8 protein-coding genes are annotated in these 24,656 nt (G+C 26.8%); 3 read left to right on the top strand and 5 right to left on the bottom strand.

Annotation, left to right across the window (positions count from 1 at the left end):
* Nucleotides 1–62: 62 nt before the first annotated feature.
* Both EXC58_RS00465 and EXC58_RS00460 read right to left on the bottom strand, forming a co-directional pair.
* Nucleotides 63–8,690, bottom strand: a complete 8,628-nt coding sequence (locus tag EXC58_RS00465; protein ID WP_129725105.1) for a hypothetical protein — start codon at nucleotides 8,688–8,690, stop codon at nucleotides 63–65.
* 12 nt (nucleotides 8,691–8,702) lie between these two features.
* The gene (locus EXC58_RS00460; RefSeq protein WP_129725104.1) at nucleotides 8,703–17,204 is read right to left on the bottom strand and encodes a hypothetical protein; all 8,502 of its coding nucleotides are present in this window, start codon (nucleotides 17,202–17,204) and stop codon (nucleotides 8,703–8,705) included.
* Between the two features lie 638 nt (nucleotides 17,205–17,842).
* On the opposite strand from EXC58_RS00460, the gene EXC58_RS00455 reads away from it, so the two are divergent.
* The 3 genes from EXC58_RS00455 (at nucleotide 17,843) to EXC58_RS00450 (ending at nucleotide 21,995) form a co-directional block, all read left to right on the top strand.
* Nucleotides 17,843–20,941, top strand: coding sequence for a coiled-coil domain-containing protein (locus EXC58_RS00455; RefSeq protein ID WP_129725103.1), 3,099 nt, complete (start codon nucleotides 17,843–17,845; stop codon nucleotides 20,939–20,941).
* Nucleotides 20,942–21,122: 181 nt separating this feature from the next.
* Nucleotides 21,123–21,269: a hypothetical protein gene (locus EXC58_RS04660; RefSeq protein ID WP_165177501.1), complete on the top strand. Its 147-nt coding sequence runs from the start codon at nucleotides 21,123–21,125 to the stop codon at nucleotides 21,267–21,269.
* A 60-nt stretch (nucleotides 21,270–21,329) separates the two neighbouring features.
* Nucleotides 21,330–21,995 carry a hypothetical protein gene (locus EXC58_RS00450; RefSeq protein WP_129725102.1) on the top strand — a complete coding sequence of 222 codons (666 nt, stop codon included), beginning with the start codon at nucleotides 21,330–21,332 and terminating at the stop codon, nucleotides 21,993–21,995.
* 42 nt (nucleotides 21,996–22,037) lie between these two features.
* Here EXC58_RS00450 and EXC58_RS00445 read toward each other — a convergent pair whose 3' ends face one another.
* The 3 genes from EXC58_RS00445 to EXC58_RS00435 form a co-directional block, all read right to left on the bottom strand.
* Entirely contained in the window at nucleotides 22,038–22,793 is a 756-nt protein-coding gene (locus EXC58_RS00445; RefSeq protein WP_129725101.1) for a CYTH domain-containing protein, read from the bottom strand.
* A gap of 142 nt (nucleotides 22,794–22,935) precedes the next feature.
* Nucleotides 22,936–23,940, bottom strand: a complete 1,005-nt coding sequence (locus tag EXC58_RS00440) for an MAG0770 family lipoprotein (RefSeq protein ID WP_129725100.1) — start codon at nucleotides 23,938–23,940, stop codon at nucleotides 22,936–22,938.
* Nucleotides 23,930–24,655 (bottom strand): pseudouridine synthase, encoded by a 726-nt coding sequence (locus EXC58_RS00435; RefSeq protein ID WP_129725099.1) that lies wholly within the window; start codon nucleotides 24,653–24,655, stop codon nucleotides 23,930–23,932. The genes EXC58_RS00440 and EXC58_RS00435 overlap by 11 nt, the downstream gene beginning before the upstream one ends.
* Nucleotide 24,656: the final 1 nt, after the last annotated feature.

Genomic DNA, 24,656 nt, shown 5'->3' with positions numbered 1-24,656 from the left:
AGAAAAAAACAAAAAATGGAAAAATTTAAAATTTTCCATTTTTTAATTAGTAAAAAATTTTATTAACGATTTCTAATTTTAAATCAAAATTTATTAATTGAAGCAGAATAAAGGGGACTGCGAGCTGAATCTTTAACAAGTAAAATATTTGACATTCTGCTTGTAAAAGGATTGGAACTATCTACTCCTCTAAGTTCAGTACTTCTAGAATCGCTAGAATTGCTTCTATATATTGGACTTTGTCCACCATTTAAAGGGAAAATAGGAGCAGTTCCTAGTGATTCATCTTGAGTTAATGGTAAATTATGTGAAGTAATATCATATGAATTACCTAAAAAGAATTGTCGAGGATTAGCGGCTGTAATTGCTATAATCCGAGCTAAATCTTTTGGTGTGGGAATATAATTAGGAATAACTTTGTAATTATTAGCTATTTGTTGCAAGAAATCTTTATCAGTTTTTCGACCTGCACTATTAAATTGTTGTGCAAATTGTTCTATTTTATTACCGAAGGAATTTGGATTAGGTAATAAAACAGTATTTTCTAATCACGAATTATAAAAATAAACTTTTCTTAAAACTGGATCATAATCAATGTTAAAGTTATAAAGATATAAGTTAATTCCGGTAGGAAGCTGATTTTGTTCAATATTTCAATAATCTGCACGTCCACCGTAAACAAAATAATCTCCACCTTTAATTTTTGAATCGTATGCTTGGGGGGTAAAATCGTTACCCTGTCCGTTACCCTGTGTGACTAATCCTGTTAAGTATCCACCTTGAATTTGCAAGAATGCAAATCCTTTTTCATTATCAACTGGATAAATCCGTAAGTATTCATCTTGTTTAATAGTACTCAATGAAGTGTTAAATGTAACAGCGATATTATCTTGATTTTGGAAATCAAAGGAATATTTGCTTCGTTTGTTTTTTAAATCATTATTTAAAAAGGCACTAATACGATTCGAAAGTCCTCCTCCAAGCGAATCAACATTATCTAAATCAGGATTGTGAGATCCATTAGTATAAATTTCACTACTATATTCAGTTGCTTTTTCTTTTAAAACTCCATCAGCATTAGTTTCTGTATAAACAGAATTTCCTAAATCAAAAATAGCTTCTTTCATTTTGTTATACACTTTAGTAATAACTTCATTTCGAATTTGTTCATAGTTAGCTGCTTGTTTATTAGCTACTGTAGCAATATTTCAACCCGCTTCATCAACATCTAAAGCTTCGACTTTAGCTTTATATCCAAACTTTGAATCAACTCCAGTTGCTGGAGTAAAGAAAACACTAGAAGTTCCATCTGGAATTTGGGCTATATCTAAAGTTTTAAAGGTTAAAATAACATCTCTTTCGGTTTTTAGTTCACCGATATTGGTTACATTAGATTTATATTCATAAACAAGTTTAGCTTTTAATGAACGACGATCAACTTCGGCTTTATTTGGTTCATCAACATTTTCAAATCAATTATTTGGATCAATTTTTTTAAGGTAAACTTTAAAAGTTACCGGTGAAAAAATTGATTTAACATCACTATTATTATGAATATCTTTTTTAGTGAAAGCAAATTGATTAAACATCTCTAAAAAGTTATCATTATTATCAATACGGACTAAATCTGCACTTGTTGGGTTTGCAGTGGCATTTAGGTTAGCAATTTCGTTGAATCTATCGATAAATTGTTTGCGAGTAAATCCATCTGCAGCAGTAATTACTTTATATTTTTTGTTAAATTGACTTTGAGCAATAATGCTATTTTCAGTTGCTGGAAGAGGGTTAGTTTGGTTAGGGTTTGTATCAAGCTGAGTAAGAAGCATATTTTTATGGTTTTGATCTAAAATTCAATCTTTCAATTCATATAAATGACTTAAAATCTCAAACATCTCATTTGCGTTATTAGAATTTTGATTTAAATTAGCAAAATTAAACCCTGAAGTAGGAATTTGAGTTACAGCAATTACTTTTTGATTTAAAGATGCTCTAAACATTGAAAAAGCATCTTTAATTTGCTGAGTATATTGATTATTTTCATCATAAGAAACAGTATATAAATCAGCAAAAATATCTCTAAGTGGATTTTGATCTAAAATAGCTCTAGTAGTGGTGCGAACATTATTTTGAAATGCTACATATTTTTGGTTTAAATCATCCAATTGAGTTGCAAAAGTTGATAGCGAAGTAGAATCATCTTTGTCTTTAATGGCATTATAAAGAGCATTTAAACTTTCAAATTCACTTTTAAGCACATTATATTGGGCTTCTAAACTTTCGATATTATTGTATTTAAAGTGATTATCAGTTTTTCCATTTATTGCACGTTTTAAGGGGTCTAAAGTATCAAATAATTTTACATAAAATCCAGGTTTATTATTAGCTGAAACACTTGCAGGTTTAGGATTGAATTTTTGCAAATAATTTTGCTTAATAGCACTAACAAAATTATTAATTACTTGTGGTGCATTAGCATTAATAGCTTCAATCATAGTATTAATTTTAGTAGTGTAATTATCAACAGTAGTTAAATTTTGACTTAAAGCAGTAGTTACTAGAGCATCCAGATTTAAAAATGGTGCATATTGAGCTTGAGAAATTCCCGATCCGTTTCTAACGGTGACATTAGTTGGGTTAAAGTCATTAAAATAATCAATATAAGTATTTTTAATTTTTAAAACTTCATTTTTAGCTTTATCATATAAATCAAAAATTTGATCATCAAAAACTGATTTTGCATTTTGAAGAACAATATTTACTTCTGAATAAGTTAAATTAGCTTTATTATTTTTAGCTTCAGTGACCTTAGTAATTGCTAAATCTAAGAAATTAGGAACATATGGGTCTGCAGAGTTATTTTTATTAAAGTTATTATCCACATAATCTTTAAGTTGATTATCCAATACTAATTGACGATCAAGCTGATCGCGTTTGGCACTAATAAGTGCTTCAATTTCATTATTAACTTGATTATAAAGTTGAATTTTAGTAGCTTCATCATTATTAGTTACTTTATTGACATTAATTGGACCATTGACATTTGCTAAAGTATTAGTAATTTGTTCAAGCTTACTTTTTACTTCAGTATCATCAATATTATCATCTTTTAAATCTAAGTAAGCTTGCGCTTCAGTGTAAGCTTTTTTAAGATTGATCGCATTTTCTAAAACGTACTTAATTAAAGTGTTTTTAGCACTTGCAGGCTCACTTGCTTGAACTTCATTAGGTTCTCTAAAATAAGTTCTAAAGAGTTCTTGAGGAGTTTTAGTGTTATTATCATAAGCATTTTTAAACTCAGTTAATTTTCCTTGAATAACTGCTTTTTCATCAACACTTAAACTTTTATCATTTTGGAATAAATTATTAACAATTTGATATTTTGATAATAAAGTTAATCTGAAAAATTGGTCTTCAAGATCTTGGGTAATTTTTGCAATTGATTCATCTCCGCTAGCAGACATTTTAGTAGTGTCGTTATAATAACCTTCAGCTTTGGTAATTAAAGCTTGAGCTGCTTGTTTAGCTTGAGTAACGGTATTATCATTAGAAATAATTTGACTATTTAACACACTTAATTCATAAGCTTTAGTTGCAAGAGTTTTTAAATCATTAAATTTAGTTGTAATAATGTCAACTTGAGCTTTAATTTTATTTAATTCTCCAGTTTCATCTGGGGTAATAGTAAAGCTAGTTTGAGCGTTGTTTTGAGTTTCTAAAGTAGCTATAAATGTGAGTAAAGAATCTTTAAAAGTGTTATGAACTAATGGAGTAAAGGTTTGGTTTTTGATTGCTCGAATTTTAACATCAGTAGCTTTACGATAAATGTTTTTAGTTTCAATTTCTGCTTGTTTTTGAGTAATTTCACGAACGATTTTTTCACTTAAAGTATTATATTCTTGATCAGTTTTAGTGCTTTGTGAAGCTAAATCAAATAAATCACTAACGTTATATTCATTTCCTTGAGTTTTCCCTAAAGAAGCATTAGCTTGAGCATTAGCAGTTGGAATACTATCTCACACAAGTTGAAGTAGTGATTTAATGTCAGTGGTATTTGTTGCTTGGGAAGCATTAACTCACTCAGTTACTTTTGCTAATACAGTATTATCAATGTCGATAATAGTTTTAAAAGAGGTGGCTTTTTGTACTAAAGTGGCTATTTTATCGGTTGCTTCTTGAGAAAAATCATCATTTTGTGCGGTTGTTTCAAAAGAAGTTAGGTAATTATTTAGTTCATTTAGTTTATCAATCCCGCTTTGATTGTCAATATTTCTTAAATTAAATTCTGTAGCGTTAGTAATTTCACGAATTTCTTTTAATTTAGAAACAAGTAAATTTGCTTGAACAAGTTTTGCGGTAGTAAAAGTGATTTTGTTTTTTAAATCATTATATATTGGATTATTATCTTCATTACTATCACGTAAATAAACACTTTGAGCTACGTTAATAAATCCTCTAAGTTTTGCTGAATAATAATTAATAATTGGCGAATCATCATTATCTAAGGCATTATTAAGCTCTTCTTCGGCATTAAATTGTGCTTGAGCTAATTGTGCAAAAGCAGTTACTTCTCTTTTTGCTTTTTGAACTTTTGCTAGTAGCTCATTTAAATTATTTTGATCAGGAGAAATTATTGTTTCTCTTTTAATAGTATCAACAAAAGTATCAAGCTTCTCTTTAGCAACTTGATCGTAATTATTTCCCAATCCATCATTAGTGAGTTTTACTAGTCCATATTGCCCTTTGGTTAAATCAGTGTTTTCTAAAGCTAAAATAATTTGATCTCTAAGTGTTTCAATATCAAGTTTTTCTTTATTAAAAACACCAAGTAATTCATCGTGTTTAGAAACTAAATCATCATAATTAGTATCAGAAGAAGGAATGGTACTATTAAAAGTTTCGGTTAAAAAAGATGTTGAAAGAATTTGTAAATCACTACGAGGTCCATCATTTTGAACTTGATCAATGTGAGATGCTACTCGCTTTTCAAGTTCAAATAAATCAAAAAAGCGTGCAATCTTACCAACAAGATTTTCCGATTCTTCCAAAGTTAAATTCGGATTATTGAGTTTATTTTTAATAAAATTGTCAAAACTTGTTCGTGCAACTTTTGCTTTATTATGTAAATCAGTATTTCCAAAATCTGCTGCAGTTGCAAAAGTTTCTAAATCTTTAAGTTTATTTAGAGCTAAATCTTTTTGGTATGCAGTTTTAAGTTTTGCTTCGTAAGCATTAATATCACTAGTATCAACATTTTCTCGTTGAAGTTCACTTTTATCGGTATTAAAATTAGTTTTGGCCACTTGATAATAAGTATCAAAGCTATATGTTGGATTGCTTTGTTTGATTTTAGCAACATCCGCATCTAAAAGGGCTAATTGTTTTTCAATTTTACTTACCGCTTGATTAAAATCTTCTAATAACCTTGCTTTAGTTCGAGTAAAAGTATTAATATTTGCACTTAATTCAACTTTTTTAGCACGAATTTGTTCAACAGTTAAATCATTATCAAAAATAATTGAATTAGTTTGTTCTTTAATTGATGAAATTTGACGATTTAATTGAGCATAAATTTTTCAATTACTATCGCTAGATAAAATTGAAGCAAGAGAATTGTATTCATCTAAATATTCTTTTTTAGCCGCAATAACTTCTTTTGCTTTAGTTAAAGTAGTAGTTTTATTCTCAATTTCTTCTAAAGTATCAGTAGCTAATAATTGATTATTTAATAATAAATTATTAATATAACCAGCTAAAGATGTGGTTGGATCTTGATTGTAAAGGTTATAAAAATCAAGCAATTGTGAACTAATGCTAGCTAAAGGAAGTAGTTTTTCTAATTTTTCTGATGCTTCGGTTGCTTTTTCCAAAATTAATTCTGATTTTTTAACAGTAGCATAATCATTAAGATGCTCTAATTGTTCTTTATAACGAGTGTTTGCTTCAGTAGTTTGATTTTTTGCTGTTACTTGAATTGCTTGATTAAGATTTTGGATTTTATCTTGCTCATAAGCAAGTAAAATTTCATTTCCCCGAAGTAAAAGTTGAGTTTTTTCATTTTCAAATGCTTCTAAATTAGGAATATTATTTAAATCATTTAACCTTGCAACTACTTCATCAGCATTTTTAATTTGTGCATGTCCTGCGTTAATTGCATCTTTAGTTTTAATTCCGCTATATTGAGTAGAATTTTTCTCTCCAATAATTGTAAGTAAACGTTTTTTGTCTGCTTCTAAATCAAACAAAACAGGGGTAATTTTAATTAGTTCATTAGCTACATCAATTGTTTTGTTACTTTTTTCAGGATTTGAAACATCTTTAGCATCTTCAATAAGCTGTTTTAAGTGTTTATTTAACGCTTCGGAACCTGGTGTATTAATTCCGTTAGGGAATTTTTCTTCAATTACATTTTTTAAATCATTAATTTTTTGATTAATAATAATTTTTGTATCAGCTTCATTTAACTCTTTAAGAGCTTGATTAAGTTGATTAATTAAATCTTGAATTTGATTATTGGTTGCATTTGGATTTTCAAAAAGTCCCTGTAATTGTGAACGAACTTTTTCAACTGCATCAATATAAGGTTTAAGTGCAGCGGAGTTTTCGCTTTGTAATTTTCGATTAATAGTTTCTTGAGCTTGTTTATCTAAATTTGAAAGTTCTCTAAATTTTCCGGCTGTATTGGTTAAATTTTTTAATTTAGCAGTTATTTCTTCCAATTTTTTTTCAATTTCTGGATTTCCATTCCCTCTATTAATTGCGTCTCTAAATTCGTCAAGACGTTTTTTGAGATCGTTATATAAATCATTTCTCTTTTGCTCATTTGGAGTTAGAACGTAATTATCATTATTATCCGAAAAAACGGTTTTTAAATAATCATAAGTAAAATCAGAAGTTCCTTCAGTTAGAGTTTGATGATAAGCATTAATTAAATTTTGTAATTTTAAATCATATTGCTTAATTTGCTTAATAATTGTAGCTGTAGGAGTTGGATCAAAATCAACTGTCATTGGGAGAGAAACTTCATTGAGTTTTTTTGCTTCAACTAAAACTGCTTCATTGGCTTTATTATCTAAGTTTCTAAGCAATTTCATTTGCTCATCCATTTGGTCAATAAGTTGTTTTAAATCATCTTTTAAAATTAGTCGTAATGATTCGTTAAGCTTATGGTTAATTGGTGCTAAAAATGTTGAAGTAACATTATTTGAATAGGTTTTAATTATTTGATTTTCTAAATCATTTAATTTTTTTATAACATCATCATTGGTAAAATTTAGTTCCTTAATTACTTTACTTTGATTTTGAATGAGTTTTAATTCATTATTTAAGTATTTTAATGCATCTAATTCTTTACTTTCGGAGTTATAGTAGGCAAAAAATTCATTTGCTAATTCTTTGTTTGGGATTTTTTTAGATAAAATTAAGTCAATTTGCGAATTAGCAATAACTGCTTTACTTTCAGAAATTAAATCATCTTTTTGTGCATTAGTAATTTTTTCTTTAAGTTCAAGTAATAATTCATCGACAAATTTAAGTGAATAAAATTCACTAAAAAGATTCGCTTTAGCACTAATTAAAGCATTTTTATCACTAATATTAAGAGTTGTGTTAATTAATTGAACAATTTTTTGTTTATTAAAATCAAGTGAATTTGAAAATTCATTAACATATTGAGTTAATCCACGAATAACATCTTTAATTTCGCTAATGCTTCTTTGTTGGTCTGAAATTTGTTGATAAAAGGTCACTAAATTATTACGAATTGAATTAATATCAGCTTTAGTTAAAGCAATATTTAAATTAATTTTTGTTGATTCAAGAAATTTTTTGACATTATTTTTTTGTGTGTCGCTATATGTGACACTTTCAGTGTATGGTTGAATTAGTTTTAAATACTGATTAATTTCGTTTATTTCCACTTGTGAAGAATCTAAAACTTCTTGCAATTTATCCACTTCTTTATTTGTATCTTGCGAAGCAATTTGAACTTCATTTAACCGGATATTACTGCTAATAATTCTGGAATATAGGGGTCTTAAGGAACTAACAACATCTTTTTTAAGTCCATCAAATAAAATATTATCTACTTTAGTTGATGTTCCTTGTAATAAGTTAATAAATGGATCTAAAATTTGATTTTGATTAACCACTAATTTAGAAATTTCATTTGAAAGCATTTTAAGATATTGTTCTTTTTGTTCATTTGTTGCAGTATAAAGAACATCAAAGAATTTTAGTGACTGATCTTCTTTAAGTTGAGTAAGCTGATCTTTAAGATCTAATTCACGAATACGACCTTCTTGGTTATTTAGAATTTTATTTCAAAATAATGTGGGTTCTTGCTCATCAAAATTAGTTTTGTCTAAATGATTAATATAAAAATCAAAGGCTTGAGCTTGAGCTTTATCTAAAGAAGCTAATTTTTCCTGGAGAGACTTATCTTTGCTTTTTCAATCTTCTTTAGCTTGATTGTAGCTTTGGGCAATTGCCTCTTTTTCTTGATCTGAAACCTCAAAATATGGAGAATAAATTTTAAAAAGATTTTCTCCTTGCAGTAAATTTCCATATACAGTGTTAGTGTTAACTACTTCATTTGAGTGAATTGCAAATAATGTCACACCTAAGCCTACTGCAAGCGGAGCAGTAGCTATTGAAGTAATAATAAATGATTTTTTAGCTGTTTTTTTAAGCATGATATGTCTCCATTAATGTAATTTGAATTGGATTTCAAAACGACCATCAGTTCCAATGGCATTTGCAAATTCTGCTGTTCCAATTCCTTGATCAAATGAATTTTGTGTATCAGTAGTAATAAGTGGGTCATGTTCTCATAAGCCTGAAGATTGTAAATTTATAAATGTTAGTCCAACTAAGTCGCGATATTTAATTTTGCTCATAATATGGTCATAAAAATTAGTCGTACTTTGAGTTTGAGTTGCAATACTTCCTGCTGAAGTGCGTTTAAAAATAAACTCTTTACTTAAAACAGCATCATTTCCAAGTGAGAAAGTTTCGTTTTGACTTGATGTATCTGTTGAGAAACGGTTAAATATTTGTCAAGAAAGCACTAATAAGGCGTCTTCTCCAGCTGTATTTCTTACTGGAATTCCGATAACAAGTGGTAAAAAAACTAATGTTTTACCTACATCATCATTTGAATTATTATTTGTCCCATCTTTAACTTTATATAGATATCTTTGTTCGTATTGATTTGAGTTTCGATCCGCATTTGAAATAACTGAACTAAGATAAGGATCGTTTTGTTTATATTTAATATCTGAAACAGTTCCAACAAGTGGATTTAAAGTTTTTCAAAAGATTGCGTTTCCTACTTGTCTATAACCTTTATAAGTTCTATTGGTTCCGAATTTGACTTTAACTCTAAAATCAGGTCCTGATGTAAATTGTTGAGTTGTTGGATCTGTATCAGGACCAAAAAGATCACTATTAACATTTTCCGTAAAGTAGTTTTTTGAATTTCCTTGTTCACGAGCTTTAAGAGTTGAATATTTTGTAAAAGCTGCCGATAAATAATAAGGAGCTTGCAAATTATTTCATCCAACATCATCTAAAGTAAAAATTGGTTGCGTTAAAGCTTGTGAATTTGTAATATTTTTTTCACTAATAACAAAACGATCTAAGGTTTTAAAGTTAATTCCTACATTTTCAAACTTAACTCCAAAATCCTCAACATCTCCAAAAGCATTATTAGCATCATTTAAACTTGCTGGCTTTTTAAATTTAAAGTATAAATTAACAAATCCCCGTTTAATTGAAGTGTCATTGGTATCTTTTTGAACAACATATGGAACATTTGCGTTATCTGATTTGTAAATATACACTTCAACATTATCTTTATTAAAAGTAATTCCATTTCCTTTTAGAGCATTAAATTTTTCAAATAAACCACCAATAAAAGAATCAACTTGAGTAAAACTAAAAGCTGAATCAATTCTTCTGGCTTTATAATCAATTCCATCAATTCTAAGAGTACTTTCAGGAATATTATTACCAGTGAGATATTCAACAAATCCTCTAATTTGAGTTCGATCTTTTGCAATAATATTTTGATAATTGAAAATTCCATTAGTTACTTGAGATAAATAATCAAAAAATAAATCTCTATTACTTGGGGTATTCATTCACTCATGTAAAGCTAATGCCCTTGAAAAAGCTTTTGTAATAGCGTTATAAATATCAAAATCGCTTGAACGATTTTTAGTTAGATTATCTAATAATTTTTCATTTTCAATAGCGGGGGTTGCTAGTTTTTGATACTCATCTTTAACTAATTTAAATTTATCATTATTCCCACTTTGGTTAAGTTGACTTGCATCAGCAATAAATTTTAAAAAATTCTCAATATTAGCTCGACCAACAAATCCAGTGTCTCCTAAAATATACTTATGCAAAATATCTTTTAAATTAGCACTATCATTGGCATTTTCTCCATAGACTAAACTATCAAGTCTTTGTTTAACTTTAGCAATTGAAACAACAATAGATTTAAAATCGTCAAAATAATTTTTTCTTAAATTATTAACGTTAGTTAGGTTAGTAACACTACTGAAATTATCTTGAGATTCATCAACATCAGCACGTAATTTGTCGTTTAATTGTGGATCGATATTATTTAAACCACTGTTAATAGGTTGAATTTTTCCTACCACTGTATCTCTTTGGTTTATTTGTTGTAAAGTATAACCTGCTGTTCCTTTATCTTGATCTACTTGTAATTGTTCATTAATTTTTTCATATTCACTTTTAGCAAGTAAAACATTTGGAACTGAAGTAATTAAAATTAGATTTTGAAAATCACTTAAAAATTCACTTCCAATTTCATGAAGTTCTTTAACGATATTATTTGAATTAATTCCTTTTAAAAACTCCCTAATTTGATCATCATCCTTAGTTACTTCTAAGGCATAATTTAAAACTCTTTGATAAATGCTATTGCTATTACTTGGATCAAGTAAATTTGCTCCAGCAACACTTAATTTATTTAATATTGAATCTAAAGTTCCTTGAGTTATTCCTGTTACTTTTAAAATAAATTCTTTATCAACTCCATTGTTAGTATCGCTAAAAAAGTTAGTATATACCTGAATTTTGGATCTAAAAGAATTATAACGATTAGCTTCTCATTTAAATACATCTAAAGATTGTTGCTCGTATTTATCAATAGCATTTTGATATTTAGTATTTAATTCTTCAAGTTTTTGCGGAGTGCTAATGTCAGTGGTTTCAATGTCAGTAAGAGCTACTTGATCATAATCTTGTAATTTTGGAGTTACATTTCCATTAACATAAGCTCCAACCATAAATTTACTTAATTCTAAGTTTTTATTGTATTGTGCTTTGATTTTTGCATCAATAGCTTTAAAGATTTTATCTAAAGCTCCATCATTAGAGTTAAATAATTCTGAAGTAACTCTAACTTTAGCCACTTCATTGTGATTAGCTGCTTTTAAAATAGTTGTTGCTTCAGTAATTTTACTTTCAAGAGCATTGTATAAAGCTTGGATGCTTTGTGGTTCATAATTAGCATTATTGGCTAATTTAGCTTTATAAGAATTTAAATATTGCTGAGCTTTATAAATAGTTGCTTGCAATTCTTTAGAATTTAAAAAGGCCACGTTAAATGATTGTGGAGATGAACTAGTAATATAAGTTTCTAATAATCGTTCGTAATTTTGTTGAGTTTCAAGCGATGGAGTTGCTTTTAAATCAGTAAATGGTTTATTAATAATGCTTTCAAGCGGAATTTTAGCATCAGCACTTAAAAACTCAGCAGTTCCTTCAGCAGTATTAAATGAAGTTAAATTATTAAGTAAATTAGCTACTTGAGTAGCAAGTTTTAAACGTGCAATATATGTGTTTAAAAAGAAAATATTATTATCTAGCATTACTACATCTTTTTGAGTGTAGTAATAGCTTTTTCCTTTATTTATTTCTTCATTAATTTTTTGGAGCGATTCAGTGACATTTGGATTTGCTTGAATATTAGCATTAACTAAAGCTTTTGCTGCATTAGCTTTTGCAATTAACTCAGCAATTTGTTTATATTTATCAAAGAAAACATCACTTTCGCTAACAGTTTGAATTGAATTATCAATGGTAGTAGTATCATTGGCATTTTGGATTTTTTCAGCTTCAGTATGGAAAAAATCATTCATTTTAGCTTTTAAATCATCATACATAGAATCAATTTGATTATTTACAGTGATTTTTTCAATTTGTTTAACTTTAATACCTTTATCTGCATCAACATTACCATTTTTATAAATAAGATCTAAACCATTTTTACGAGCTAAATATAAATGATATTGATTGTCAAATTCACTTACAAGTTGTGGATATAAAGTATTTTCAATATCTAAAGCACTCTTAGAATTATCAGGAATGCTTTTTAAAATTGCGTCAGCAAGTTTTTTAGCATCAGTATCAAATCCATAATTGGCATTAGTTCCAGTTTTATATTCAACGCTACTGTATTCGCTATCATTAACTACTTGTGTTTGAGTGTTAATTTTATCTGCTTGAAGGGTAATTAATTTACTTAAAGTATTTAAAATTGCTCTTACTGAGATAATTTTATCTTGAGTTACTGGGGTAGTGTTAAGCATTGTGAGTAAATTATCATAATACCCATTCATTTTATTTAGTCCATCATTACCAGTTCCTTGAGCTCCAGTTCCATCTGGATAGCTCATTGGAACTGATTGTTTATCTTGTTGAACTTGATTGTAAACTTGTTCAAAGTCATTAAATAAAATTCCTAAATTTTCTAGTTGTTGTTTTTTAGAAACAAGTTCTTGTTCAGTTAATGTTAAATAAGAATTTTTATAAGAATTGTAGGTATTTTCAATTGCATGAATAATAGATATTTTACCTGTTTGATCTGGAGTTGTATTATTGTCTCAGTTTCGAATTAAATCTTCAGAGGTTTGAGTTTGTGTTGCTAAATCTAACAGAGCTTTTTGTTTAATTTTTATATCACTAAGTTGATTATGAAAATTTACCAATTCATTTTTAGAAGTAGCATTGGTAGTGCTATCAATTAATTCATTTAGTTTATTTTCAATTTGTGTTTGTAAGGTAATGTCAATACTAGGCGAAATAAGAATTTTTTGACTAATGATTCCTCTATAAAGACGAATTTGTTCTACTTGAACTTCTTTAGCACCTTGAAAATCAGCAACATCTAAATAAGTATTACGAAGTTCATTTCTTAATAAAATAATTGTTTGTCGTGTCTTATTATATAAGGTTGCATCATCAGCAGTTGTATAAGTGTTTGTATTTTGTAATTTAGCAAATAAAGCATTATTTGGATTTTCTCTTTGTAATGTTGCAAAAGTTCTTTCTCCAGCTCTAGATTTAGTAGAATTTAAATATCTAAAAATAGTATCAAATTGATCGGCTAATTGATTAAGAGCAAAAACTTTCGAATAATCATTTTGAATTTTTAAAATATCATCAACTGAAGAATAACTTTTAATAGTTGTTTTAAGTACTTCAATTCATTTATTAATAGCATTTTTTCAATTATTTGCATAGGTATTTTTTACTTCGGGAGAATAATTATCAAATAATTGAGTTATCCGATTAGTGATTCGGTCTGCTAATTGAATAAATAAATCTTTAGCATACCCTAACGGTACTTCTTTGAGTTTATCTAGAAGTTGAGGAGTTAAAGTGATAAATTTATTATTTGCATCCTTTTTATCTTTAAGAGTCTCAAAAGCAGCAAAAGCTTCATCAGTAAAAGTGACTGTTGTTAAATTATCATTTTGTTTACGAGCATCAAATTGTGCTTGGGTTTGATTTTTAAGTGCAAGAGCATCATTTCAAGCTTTTTCAATAGCATTTTTAGTGTTTGTTTGAGTGGTGTGATAAAAATCAATATCATCTCTAAGGGTTGCTAAATTATTTCGAGAAACATAAAATTGTTTTAATAAATCAGTATAAGTATTAATTTTGGTATTTCATGCAGCAATCGCTTCATCAAAAATAGCACGATTTTGCTCATTTTGTCCATAAACCATTTTTAAAGTGTTAATATTATTTTCAACTTGTACCCGAGTATCAGTTTTAGCAAGTTCAGCATTTAAAATTCGAGTTTTAAAATTGATAATGCTAATGCTATCACCAAAATTAATTAGCGAATTGCTTGGTTCATCAACTCCTCCACCATTGGGTTTATTTGTAATTGAATCTAACAGCGCTTGATATGCAAGTGGATTGGTGCTTTGACTTAAAGAGGCAAGTTTATCAGCACTTGCTTTAAGTGATCTTGCTAAATTTGCATATCCTTTTAAACTATCATTTAATGAATTTACTTGTGCTGCCGTTTTACTGGTATTACTAATTAAGTCGTTAACTTTAATATTAAGAGATTCAATTGAAGTATTAATGACATTATATGGAGCTTGTGAAACTAAAGATGCATTAGTAATTTTATTAGCTTGAATTTCACTGTTGGTTTTTCGAAGCATTGCAACTGCAATTGCAAGCTCTAAAGTTTTACTTTGAACTTGAACAAGTTTGATTTTTTCTTCTATTTCAGCACGATTAAAAGGTGCGTTAAAAGCATCAATTAGGTATTGATCAATTTCTTTGGTTAAGTTTTTAGCATTAGTGTAATCTTGCTCAGGTTTAAAGGATGCAAAATCCAAAATTTCAGTATCCTTGATTAATTCTTTTAAAGCATTGTTAGCAACTTCTAATTCTTTAAAGTTTCCAACCACTTCAACTAAATGAGCAATTTTTTCGTTAACTTTGTCTCGTTCTTCATTTGATAATGTAGGATTAGTTAGTTCTTTTTGATAATCTTTTAATTTATTGGTTAAATTTTCTTGAGTTGGAGTTTTGCTTCCTGCGGGTGCATAAGGAGCAAAAGTATCTTCAATTTCTTTAAATTTATCCTCTAAAGCTTTAGTTGATTGATAAACTGATTGTTTTTCCTTATAATCACTAATTGCGTTTTTTAATTTATCAACAATTTCATTAACATCTTTTGAAGTTGGAGCATTATTTAAAGCCTCGAACCCTTCATTTTGCAACTGTTTAATTGCTAAAGCTTCTTTTTCTAAGGAAGCTTGCTCAGAAGTTTTTCCTTTTGAAGATTCTAATGCTATATCTCCATTAGCAATTTCTTGTTCTAAATCTTTGTAATTTTGTGCATTATTGAAGATATTATCAAGTTTGTTTTGAATTTGAGCAAGGAGTTGTTTTTTAGTTTCTTCATCTAAATCAGGATTAGGGTCTAGTTCAATGATTTTAGCTTGTTTTTTAAGTTCATCAATATGTTCAAGTAATTTTTTCCCAAATGGTGATTTTAAAATTTCCTCTGGGCCACCAAAAACTTTTTCAATATGCTCTTTGGTTTGAAAGTGTTTAAGCAATGTTTTTTGTAATTCATCACTAATGTTAGCACGTTGAAGTTGCTTTTTATATTCGCCAATTAAAAATTGTAAATCATCTCTAATAGCGGCAGAGCTATCTTCAATTAATGGTTTAGTTTTGGTATTTAATTCAATAAGGCGATCTTTAATTTCTTCACTTACAATACTATCTTTAGTTAAAAACGAAACAGTAGCTTTATATAAGTTTTTTAACTCAATACGATTAATTTCCCGAAGACCATTACTTAAAGTTCGTAGACCATCATTTAGATCTTTTAGCGAAGTTCCATTATTAACTAAAGAATTAATTTTATCTAAAATTGTAGTTAAAGCATTTTTATCAACTCCAAATCCTTTATATAATGATTCCTCAACTTGCAGTTTAAGTTTTGTTAACGAATCTTTAAAAACACCGCTTAATAAACTATTGTCATAAATTTTATTATATAAAGCATTTAAATTTATTAAATATTCGTTAATGTCTTTATGTTCAGCTAAAATAATTGCATTTAATTGATCATTAAAACCTTTAGCGTCTGTCTCACTAATGTCTTTTATATTAAGATATTTGTTGATTTTATCTTTAATGTCACTAATTAGTTTTTCAATATTTTCAATAGCGGTTTTTAAGTTATTAGCTTGTGAAATATAATTTAAAACATTTTCTGGGTGTTCATTAACATCTTTTTGAATTAAATCAACTTGTTTATTGATAAGAGCTTTGATTTTCTCATCAACATTTAAAGCGTTTAAAGCTTGTAAATTTTGACTTAATAAAGTTAAATTCTTGTTTTGATTTATATCTTCACTAGTAATAGTTGCTAGTTGATTATTAACTAATTTATTTAAGTAATCAATCTCATGAGCTTTATCAACTGCTAAAGTTGGAATTGGAGCTAAAGCCATTTCTTTGTAATTATCAATACGCTTAAAAAAGTCCTTTTTGACATCTTCTTTGATTTTTAAAAGACCAATTTCATTTCTTACCCGAATAACATTTTTTAAGAAATTATGTAAATTTTTGCTCTCTTGGGCTTTATTGATGCTTAGTTTTTTGACAATTTCATCATAAACTTTATTATATTCAAGAATTGCATCTCTTGAATATTGAGGTTCAGCAAGTAAATTTAAAATTTGTTCAATACTTGAAATTAAGGCGCTTTTTTCTTGAGCTGTTAATGAAACTGAATTATCTTTTGATAGTTTATCATAATCAGTTCAAATCTTAGTTTCAAGTGAAAATGAAAACTCATTTTGTCGAACAATTAGTGGATCAACAACATTATAAAAAGCATTTAAGGATGCAATATTATTTGAAGTATTAAGTGAACTAACAACAGTATTTTTAGCATTTTCAATGACTTTTTGAAAGTCAACATCTTTGACTAATGAGTAATACTGTTCAATTAATTTTTTAGATTCATCTGGTTTATTAGCAATAGTAGTTACACTTAGTAGTGCTTTAGGCGCTAAGTGCTTTAGTTTGTTTCTTTGCTCTAACATCAATGCAACGCTTGAATTTTCGTTTGAAAGAAGTTGATTGGCGTGATCAATTTCACTAAAAAGGTTTTTGATTTCGTTGGTATTATTTTTTGAATTTTCAGAAATAGAAAATGATTTTAGTTGTTCTTGAGTTTTTTGAACTTCATTTTTTAATTCTAAAAAGAAATAAGTTTGATTATGTGGAACTTTATAATTGCTATGAAGTGATAATGCTAGTCCAGCCGATACTAAAGCAGAAGCAGCAGTCACTCCAGCAGTAATTCCTAAACCAATGATTGCTTTCCTTTGGTTTTTCATGTTAATCTCCCAAAATTTAATTTTTATTTACTATATTTGTTATTAAAATATACACTATATATATATATATATATATATAGAAAAACATAAAAAATTTCCCCAATAAAAATTTCTTTATAACTTTTCTATATCTATTAGTGAAAATTACTTTCTTTATTTTTTCTAATATCCACATTTATAGTATGTATATGGATTTTCTAAAATTTTAAAAATTAAATGATTATTTTAAGAAAAACTGGAAAAATTTCCACAAATTTATTATTCTTGGATTTTAAAAATTAATTTTTAAAGGTCAATAAATTTAAAATTCCTAATTAAGTAATAAGTAATTTTTACTATTAATTATTAATATATGTAAATTTTTAATTTATATTAAATAATTTTACAACTTTCTGAATAATCCCAAATTAATAAGCTCTTTATAAAAATTAATAAATTTAAACTTATATAAATTTACGTTCTATAAACTGTTTTAATTGAGATTTTTATAGTAATTTTCTTTTTTATTATATTTTTAAGATTTTGATTATTAAATAAGTAGACAAAACTTATGAGAAAAATAATTTTTGCTTTTTAATTTTTATATTTTACCCTTTCAGCAAAGATTGTTAAAACTCAAATTATCAAAAGGAATATATATGAATAAAAGAAAATTAACATTAACTTTATCTACAGCACTTCCTATAACTTTTGTATTAGGGGTTGCTCTTGGAGCTATTCCAACTGGAGTTGTACTTCAAAAACAAAATAACGCCTTAAAAGCACAAAATAATTCGTTACTTGTGCAAATTAAGCAACTTCGTGAGCAAAATAAATTAGATCAAGATAATCAAAAATCTTTAAATGCTCAAAATCAAAGATTGCAAATTATGATTAAAGATTTGCAAGAAACTAACTTATCTAATAAGGATTTTTCAGCTTCTTTGGATGCTCTTGCAAATGAATTAAACAGCGGAAAAAATACTGAAGAAATTATTAAAAATGTTGGATATAAGCAACTTAAAACACCACTATTGAGTTTTAAAAATTCATTAAAAGAAAAAATCAATATGCTCAGCGATTCGCTTAATGATCAATTGCAAAACAATAATGTTTTAAAACAAGATACTAAAAACATTATCAAAGATTCAATCAACAAAGGAAAAGATCTACTAAAATCAATAAATGAAAACACTTTTAGCGATATTGAAAGCACTAAAGAATCTCTGGAAAAAATTATTAAATCACAAAATATTTTCCTTATACAAATTACTAATGCTTTAGAATTAATGAGTTCTCAATTAAATAAAAATTTAGAGCAAGTCAAAGAAAATACTCAAAACATCAAAACTCGTAACAAACAAATTCGTTCATTAATTGAGCAAGGAAATTCAACTCTTAATTTCTATTTAGAAAAAATCGTTGAACTTAAAAATGCTCTAATTAACTTTAAAAATTCAAATTTTGATAACTTACAAAATCTCCCGAGTATTAAATCAATTAAAGATTCAATAGCCCAAGTTTCTAGTTTCTTTGATACTAAACAAGTAATTATTTCTGAGCTACTAAAAACTTCACAAAATAAACTTGCTTCAATAAATTTAGAAAATGATTTTGAGTCTCCTTTATCGACATACAATCTTGAAAATGTTAATCAAATCTTTGAGCAAATTTTGTCTAAATACGAACAAATTAGAAATAATATTATTAAGCTTTATAATGATGAAAACACTAAACAATCAAATGAATTATTTACTCAAAATCAGTTAGTAAAAAACCTTCAATCTCAAAAACAACAAACCGATGAGCAAATTGCTACTTTATCACAAAGTAAAAGTGAGCTTGAAGCTAATATTGCCGCAATTAAAAATGATTTAATGACTAATTTAGGAACAATGTTAGATAACCAAATTAGCTCACTAAGTGGAATTGAAGACACCATTAGAAGCTCTAGTGTAAATGAAGCAGAAAGTTTAGCAAATCGCTTAAAAACTCGAATTAATGCTCTGATGGATTTAAAAAATAAATACACTGCTGAAAACTACACGCAAACTTTTGCTCCAACAGTACAACAAGCACTTTCTTCGGCTCAAGAAGTAATCGAAGAGTACAAAAAGAATATTTTAGACCCGCTTAAAGCCGAATATCAAAAAACTTTAGCTAATTTAAATTCTACTAAAGAGCAACTTTCTTCAACTCAATTTCAACTTAATGTAAAGCATCAAGAACTTGCTACTGTTCAAAGTAATTTAACAAGCATTCAAAACGAATTATCGCAAAGTAAAAATTTTTTAGAAACTACTAAAGCAAGCTTAAAAAGTGCTCAATCTGAACTTAAACAAATTAATTCTGAAGTTTCTAATAATAAAAATCAAGTTAAAAGTGCTTATGATGCTATTAAATCAGTTTTAGATAACCTTAAAACAAAAGCACGAACTTTCTTAGCTGAAGTAGATCAAAATCTTGATGTTTCACTTCTTAATAATGCTCTTAGAGAAGAAGTACCAGCTTTTAACTCCAAAAATTCACTTGGACAAATGCAACTAAGTGTTAAAAAAGTAATTGATCTTTCAGAAAAATTAAATAATGCTTTTGTTTTAGCTGTTGAGCAAAATTATGTCTTAAAAGCACAAAATCAGCAACAAAACATCAATTCATTACAAAAATCTAAAGATCAATTAGAAAATAATATCAAAACACTAAACCAAACAAAATACTTATTTACTAATAATTTAAGTACTGATGTTGCTTCTGTAAGCAGAGAATATCAATTAAGAAAAACTGCCGCAATTAAAATTAAAGATAGTGCTCAAGCTAAAGGCTTAAATGTAGCAAATATGAATACTTTATTATCTTTAAATGAACTATCAAATCCTGGGAGTAATTTTGAAAAACAAATTGATTTTGTTAAAAAATATAGTCAAAGAATAGCTGATTTAACCAATGAAAGTGTTAAGTTACAAAATTTAATTATTGATAAGAGCAAAACTGAACTTAATTTTTCAAGTGAAAACTTAAAGCAAAAAAATAGAAAAATTGAGCAATTAAAACAACAAATTAAAAATGATGTTTCAAAAGATTTAATTAAATCCTTAGAAAAGCAAAAAAATCAATATTTAAAACAATATCAAGAAGAAGCTCAAAAACTAAAAGATTTAACAACTAAATATACTAAATTTAAAAATATAATTTTAAATTCTAATATCTATAAAAACGCTAGAAAAAAAGTTAGTGACTCTGAAGGTGAACATTTTGGTTCAAATACTCCAGCAACAGGATACACGGATTTTGTAAATGACAAAGAAGAATACGGAAAATACTTTAACCAATTTAATTCAGGTGAAGTACCTCAACGAGTTTTTGTTATTAATAAAATTAATGTTTTACCAGTTAATAAATATGGCTTTGAATTTAAATTTAAAATTTATTATATCGACGATAAAGAACAAGATGAATTTGAAAAAGTCAAAGAAAAAGAAATTACAATTTCTGCAGATGATTTTAAATTCAAAAAAGAGCGTGTGTTTAAATTGTCTAATCGAGTTAACCAAGTTGAAGGTGGTTCACAAGTTTCTGAGGAACTTGTTGTTATAAAGCGTATTGATAACGGAAAATTTGAATTCACCAATGTTTTAGGAACTTCATTTAGATCGCATTCTCAGGGATTAGAGACTTTTGATCCATATTCTTCAAAAGCCTTCTATAATATACCTGTGTATGCACAAAATCCAATGATTAATGTTCAAGAAGTTAAATAAAAGTAAAAATAAATATTTTCTTATTGCATAAAACTAATCTGGTAGCAAATTAATTTATGCTTTATTCAAAAAACAATATTAATATAAAATCTTTCTAAAAATGTTTAAAATTTTAAAAAATTTAAACATTAAATAAATGTATAATTTTAATACAATCAAGCTGGTAAAGGGGTAGTTTTAAATGAGACAAAAAAAGAAAATCGAAAAACTTCCGAAATTAACTTATAAAATGTTTATGGAAAACGTCAAACGACAAGATGCAGCCTTTGAAAAACATCCAGCCAAAGAAGTTTACGCTAAAGTATTAAATGAATTAGCTAAAATGTAGACAGAATTCTTAAGCAAAGTATAATCTTTGCTTTTTTCTTAAAATTAGGATAAAAGTAATATGAACATAAGATGAAAAAATTTAGTTATTTGTTTAGATGAAAAGGCTTTAAAAAAGCAAAAGAGTTTCTATTTAAATGGCCAATTTGAAACAAGAAAAATAAAATTATATGATGCAAGTAATTTTAAAACTTTATATTTTGTCTTAAACGAAAAAGCTATAATTCAAATGAGTTTTGCATACATTGAGACAGAAATTATAAAAACACTTATTAAAAAGGTTGTTGAAAAATCTTTTAAATTTGCTGAAAAATTATCTACCGAAGAAATTGATGAAAGAAGAATAGAGGAATTTAACGCAAAAATAAATTTATTATTTGAAAATTACATTAAGTACAAAGAAGAACCCGAAAATCAAAATACAATTGATTTACTAGTACATATAGTCTCTCGCTTAGTTGGACAGCATATTTTATTAAACGGTAATAAAAGAGCTATTTTTTCATTTATGGTTATTTTCTTGAGATATTTTTGTGGGCTTTATTTAAAATGAAGTGATGAAAAATATTTATATAGCTACGGATACGAAATTCAAAAATTTAACTGAAATCAATATACAAAAACATTTGAAGATTGAGTAATAAATGCTAAAGAAAAAGATATTGAAGAAAAAATTAAAAAATTTATCTTAGAAAATAGCATAATTTCTATTAACGAAGAAGTTTAAAAAACACCATGATTTAGATATCATGGTGTTTTTTGAGTTTTTTTAATTACCTAAAAGATAATTTAATAGTAAAGTAAATATATCTAATCTTTTGCTTAAGAAAAATATTAAAGCTGTTTTAATTTTTGTTAAATATTTTTTTAATGTTATTAGTGAAAAACTAGGTGTTTTTAGACCTTTTAAAAAAGATAATTTATCAAAAATTTTCTGAAGTGGTGAGCGTCTAAAAAATTCATTAACAGTATATGTTTTGGTATTTTTTTGACGAATAGTTTGAGAATTTTTACCTTTAGAATTTGGTTTATCAACTGTTAAATTAATAGTAACTTTTAAATTATCATCATAATTTTTTGAATCAACATAATTTAAGATATTAGCTATTTCTTTGATAAATTCTTCTTTAGATCCTCTTCCTTTTTTTGGTTTGTTAACTTGATCTAAATAAAGATTTAATACAAGATGATTATCACTTTCTTCCTTAATATTTTGGCTTTTGATAAAATCATGCTTTTCTTTTTCAGAATTTAATGTTTCTTTATTTAAAAAATCATTAAGTTCCTTTTCTTCATCTTCTAATTGTTTTGGTGGAATATTTGGATTATTTAAAAGAGGTGGATTGGTAATAGTATTTTTATTTAAAATTCCTGAATCTTGTGATGATTGTTGAGATTCTGGTAATTTTTGTTTTTTAGCATCAGCTGCTGGTTTATAGTAATTAAAATAGTAAAAAATACCAGCTCCTCCACCAATTACAGGCACTACTGTTAGCAATGATCCTACTAATCATTTCCTTTTCATAAAAATTTCCTTTCTATTTTTACTTCAAAAAATAGAAAAGGAAATGTTAATTTTAAATGTAAAAATAAAATGTTATATAAATTAATTTTAAAGTAATTTTTTATTTTGTAAAGTAAAAAGTTCAAAAAGTTAAGAAATTTGCTTAACTTTTTAAGTTAGTATATAGTTCATTGGTTTTTTCTCAAATATTAAATAATTTTTGAAAATTTGAATTTTCATCAAAAAATCCTACTAATTTGCTTGATGGATAAGAATCAGCAAATTGATTAGTTATTTGATGTGAAGCGTTTTTATACTGTTCAAAAGTTCCATTAATTATTTTTAAAATATTTGATATTTGTAAGTTATTAATTTCTTTTTCGTGAACATTTAAATAAGCAATTAAATTACTAATTTGTTGTAATGCAGTTGAATTTTTAACATCTCCAACAATCACACTTCATTCTTTAACAACATTACCAATTGCGTGAGTGTGTTCAACAACTGATTTTCCATCAACTTGAATTTTTTTACCAAGTTGAGCATAATTAATAGTTTTGAAATTTGGGTTATACCATTTGTTTTTATACTCTTCTTGAGCTTCTGATAGTTTATTTTTCGAAAATCATTCATCATAAAGTGGTGAATTTTTAGGATCAGCAGCAAAAAAACCTAAGTATTTCTTAAAGTTCAAAAAAATATTAGTTTCAACATTAAAAACTCTATCTAAAGCAAGTAAATTCAACTCTTCATTAATAGCATTAAATCTAAAAAAGGCATCATTATAAGATTTGATTTCATTTTCTTGAAGGTTTAACTGTTTAAAAAACTGTTCTGAAATTTCTTTTTTAAGCTTAAAATTAACGTTTTGGTTTTTTATTAAATTATTAAATTCACTTAGAGCATTGACAAATTGTTGAGCTTTAGCTTGAATATTTTTATAATAAAAGGCAAAATTTTCGCTTTCTTGAGGATTTTTATTTTCAAAAAAGTTATTAATAGCATCAAAATAGCGATTATATTCTTGCAAATTACCTTGAGCTTGAATCTTAATATTGGCTAAATTATCATTACTTGCATTATCAAAATCACTAGTGCATGCAATATTAAAAGATACAGAACCAACAATAATTGTGGGAATTAGTCAAAATTTAAACTTATTTTTCATTTTGTTCTCCTTTGATACGAACTAGGTTTTTTAAATTCTTAATTTCTTTTAAAGTTAATTTACGATAATGTCCAACTGGTAGTTTTTCAACGGTAATTCCTGCATATTCAACTCTTTTTAAATTAATAACAAGTTTATTGACACTTTCAAAAATTTTCTTAACATGATGATAAGTTCCAGCATGCAAAATAACAAAATAACTTTTAGTATCAGCTTGAATAATTTGTTGTTTAGAAAGAGTTTTATTAATCATTAAAGGTCGATTGAGTCTTTTGAATTCCTCTTTACTAAGCGGTTCATTTAGTCTTGCTCGATAAACTCGCAAAATTTCAAAACTAGGATGAGTTAATTTATTAGATAAATCTCCATCATTTGTAAGTAAAAGAACTCCAGTAGTGTCATAATCTAATCTTCCAACAGGAAATATTTTATAAGGAGTATCAATTAAATCAGTCACAATGGTGCGATTAAAATTATCTTTAAGAGTACATACTGTTTTTGGAGGCTTATTTAAAACAAAATAAACATGTTCTTCAGGAGCAATTGGTTTTTTATCAACTAAAATTTCATCTTTAAAAGTTGCTTTATCTCCAAGTTGAGCCACTTTTCCATTAATTGTCACTCTTCCTGCTTTGATAAAACTTTCAGCTTCTCGACGAGAAGCTATTCCTGCTTGAGAAAGTAATTTTTGAATTCTTTGTAAATTTACTGACATT

The organism is Mycoplasmopsis citelli, assembly GCF_900660645.1.
Lineage (GTDB): Bacteria > Bacillota_I > Bacilli_A > Mycoplasmatales > Metamycoplasmataceae > Mycoplasmopsis > Mycoplasmopsis citelli.
The sequence above is the reverse complement of the archived record's forward strand: the minus strand, read 5'-3'. Positions and strand labels throughout refer to the sequence as shown.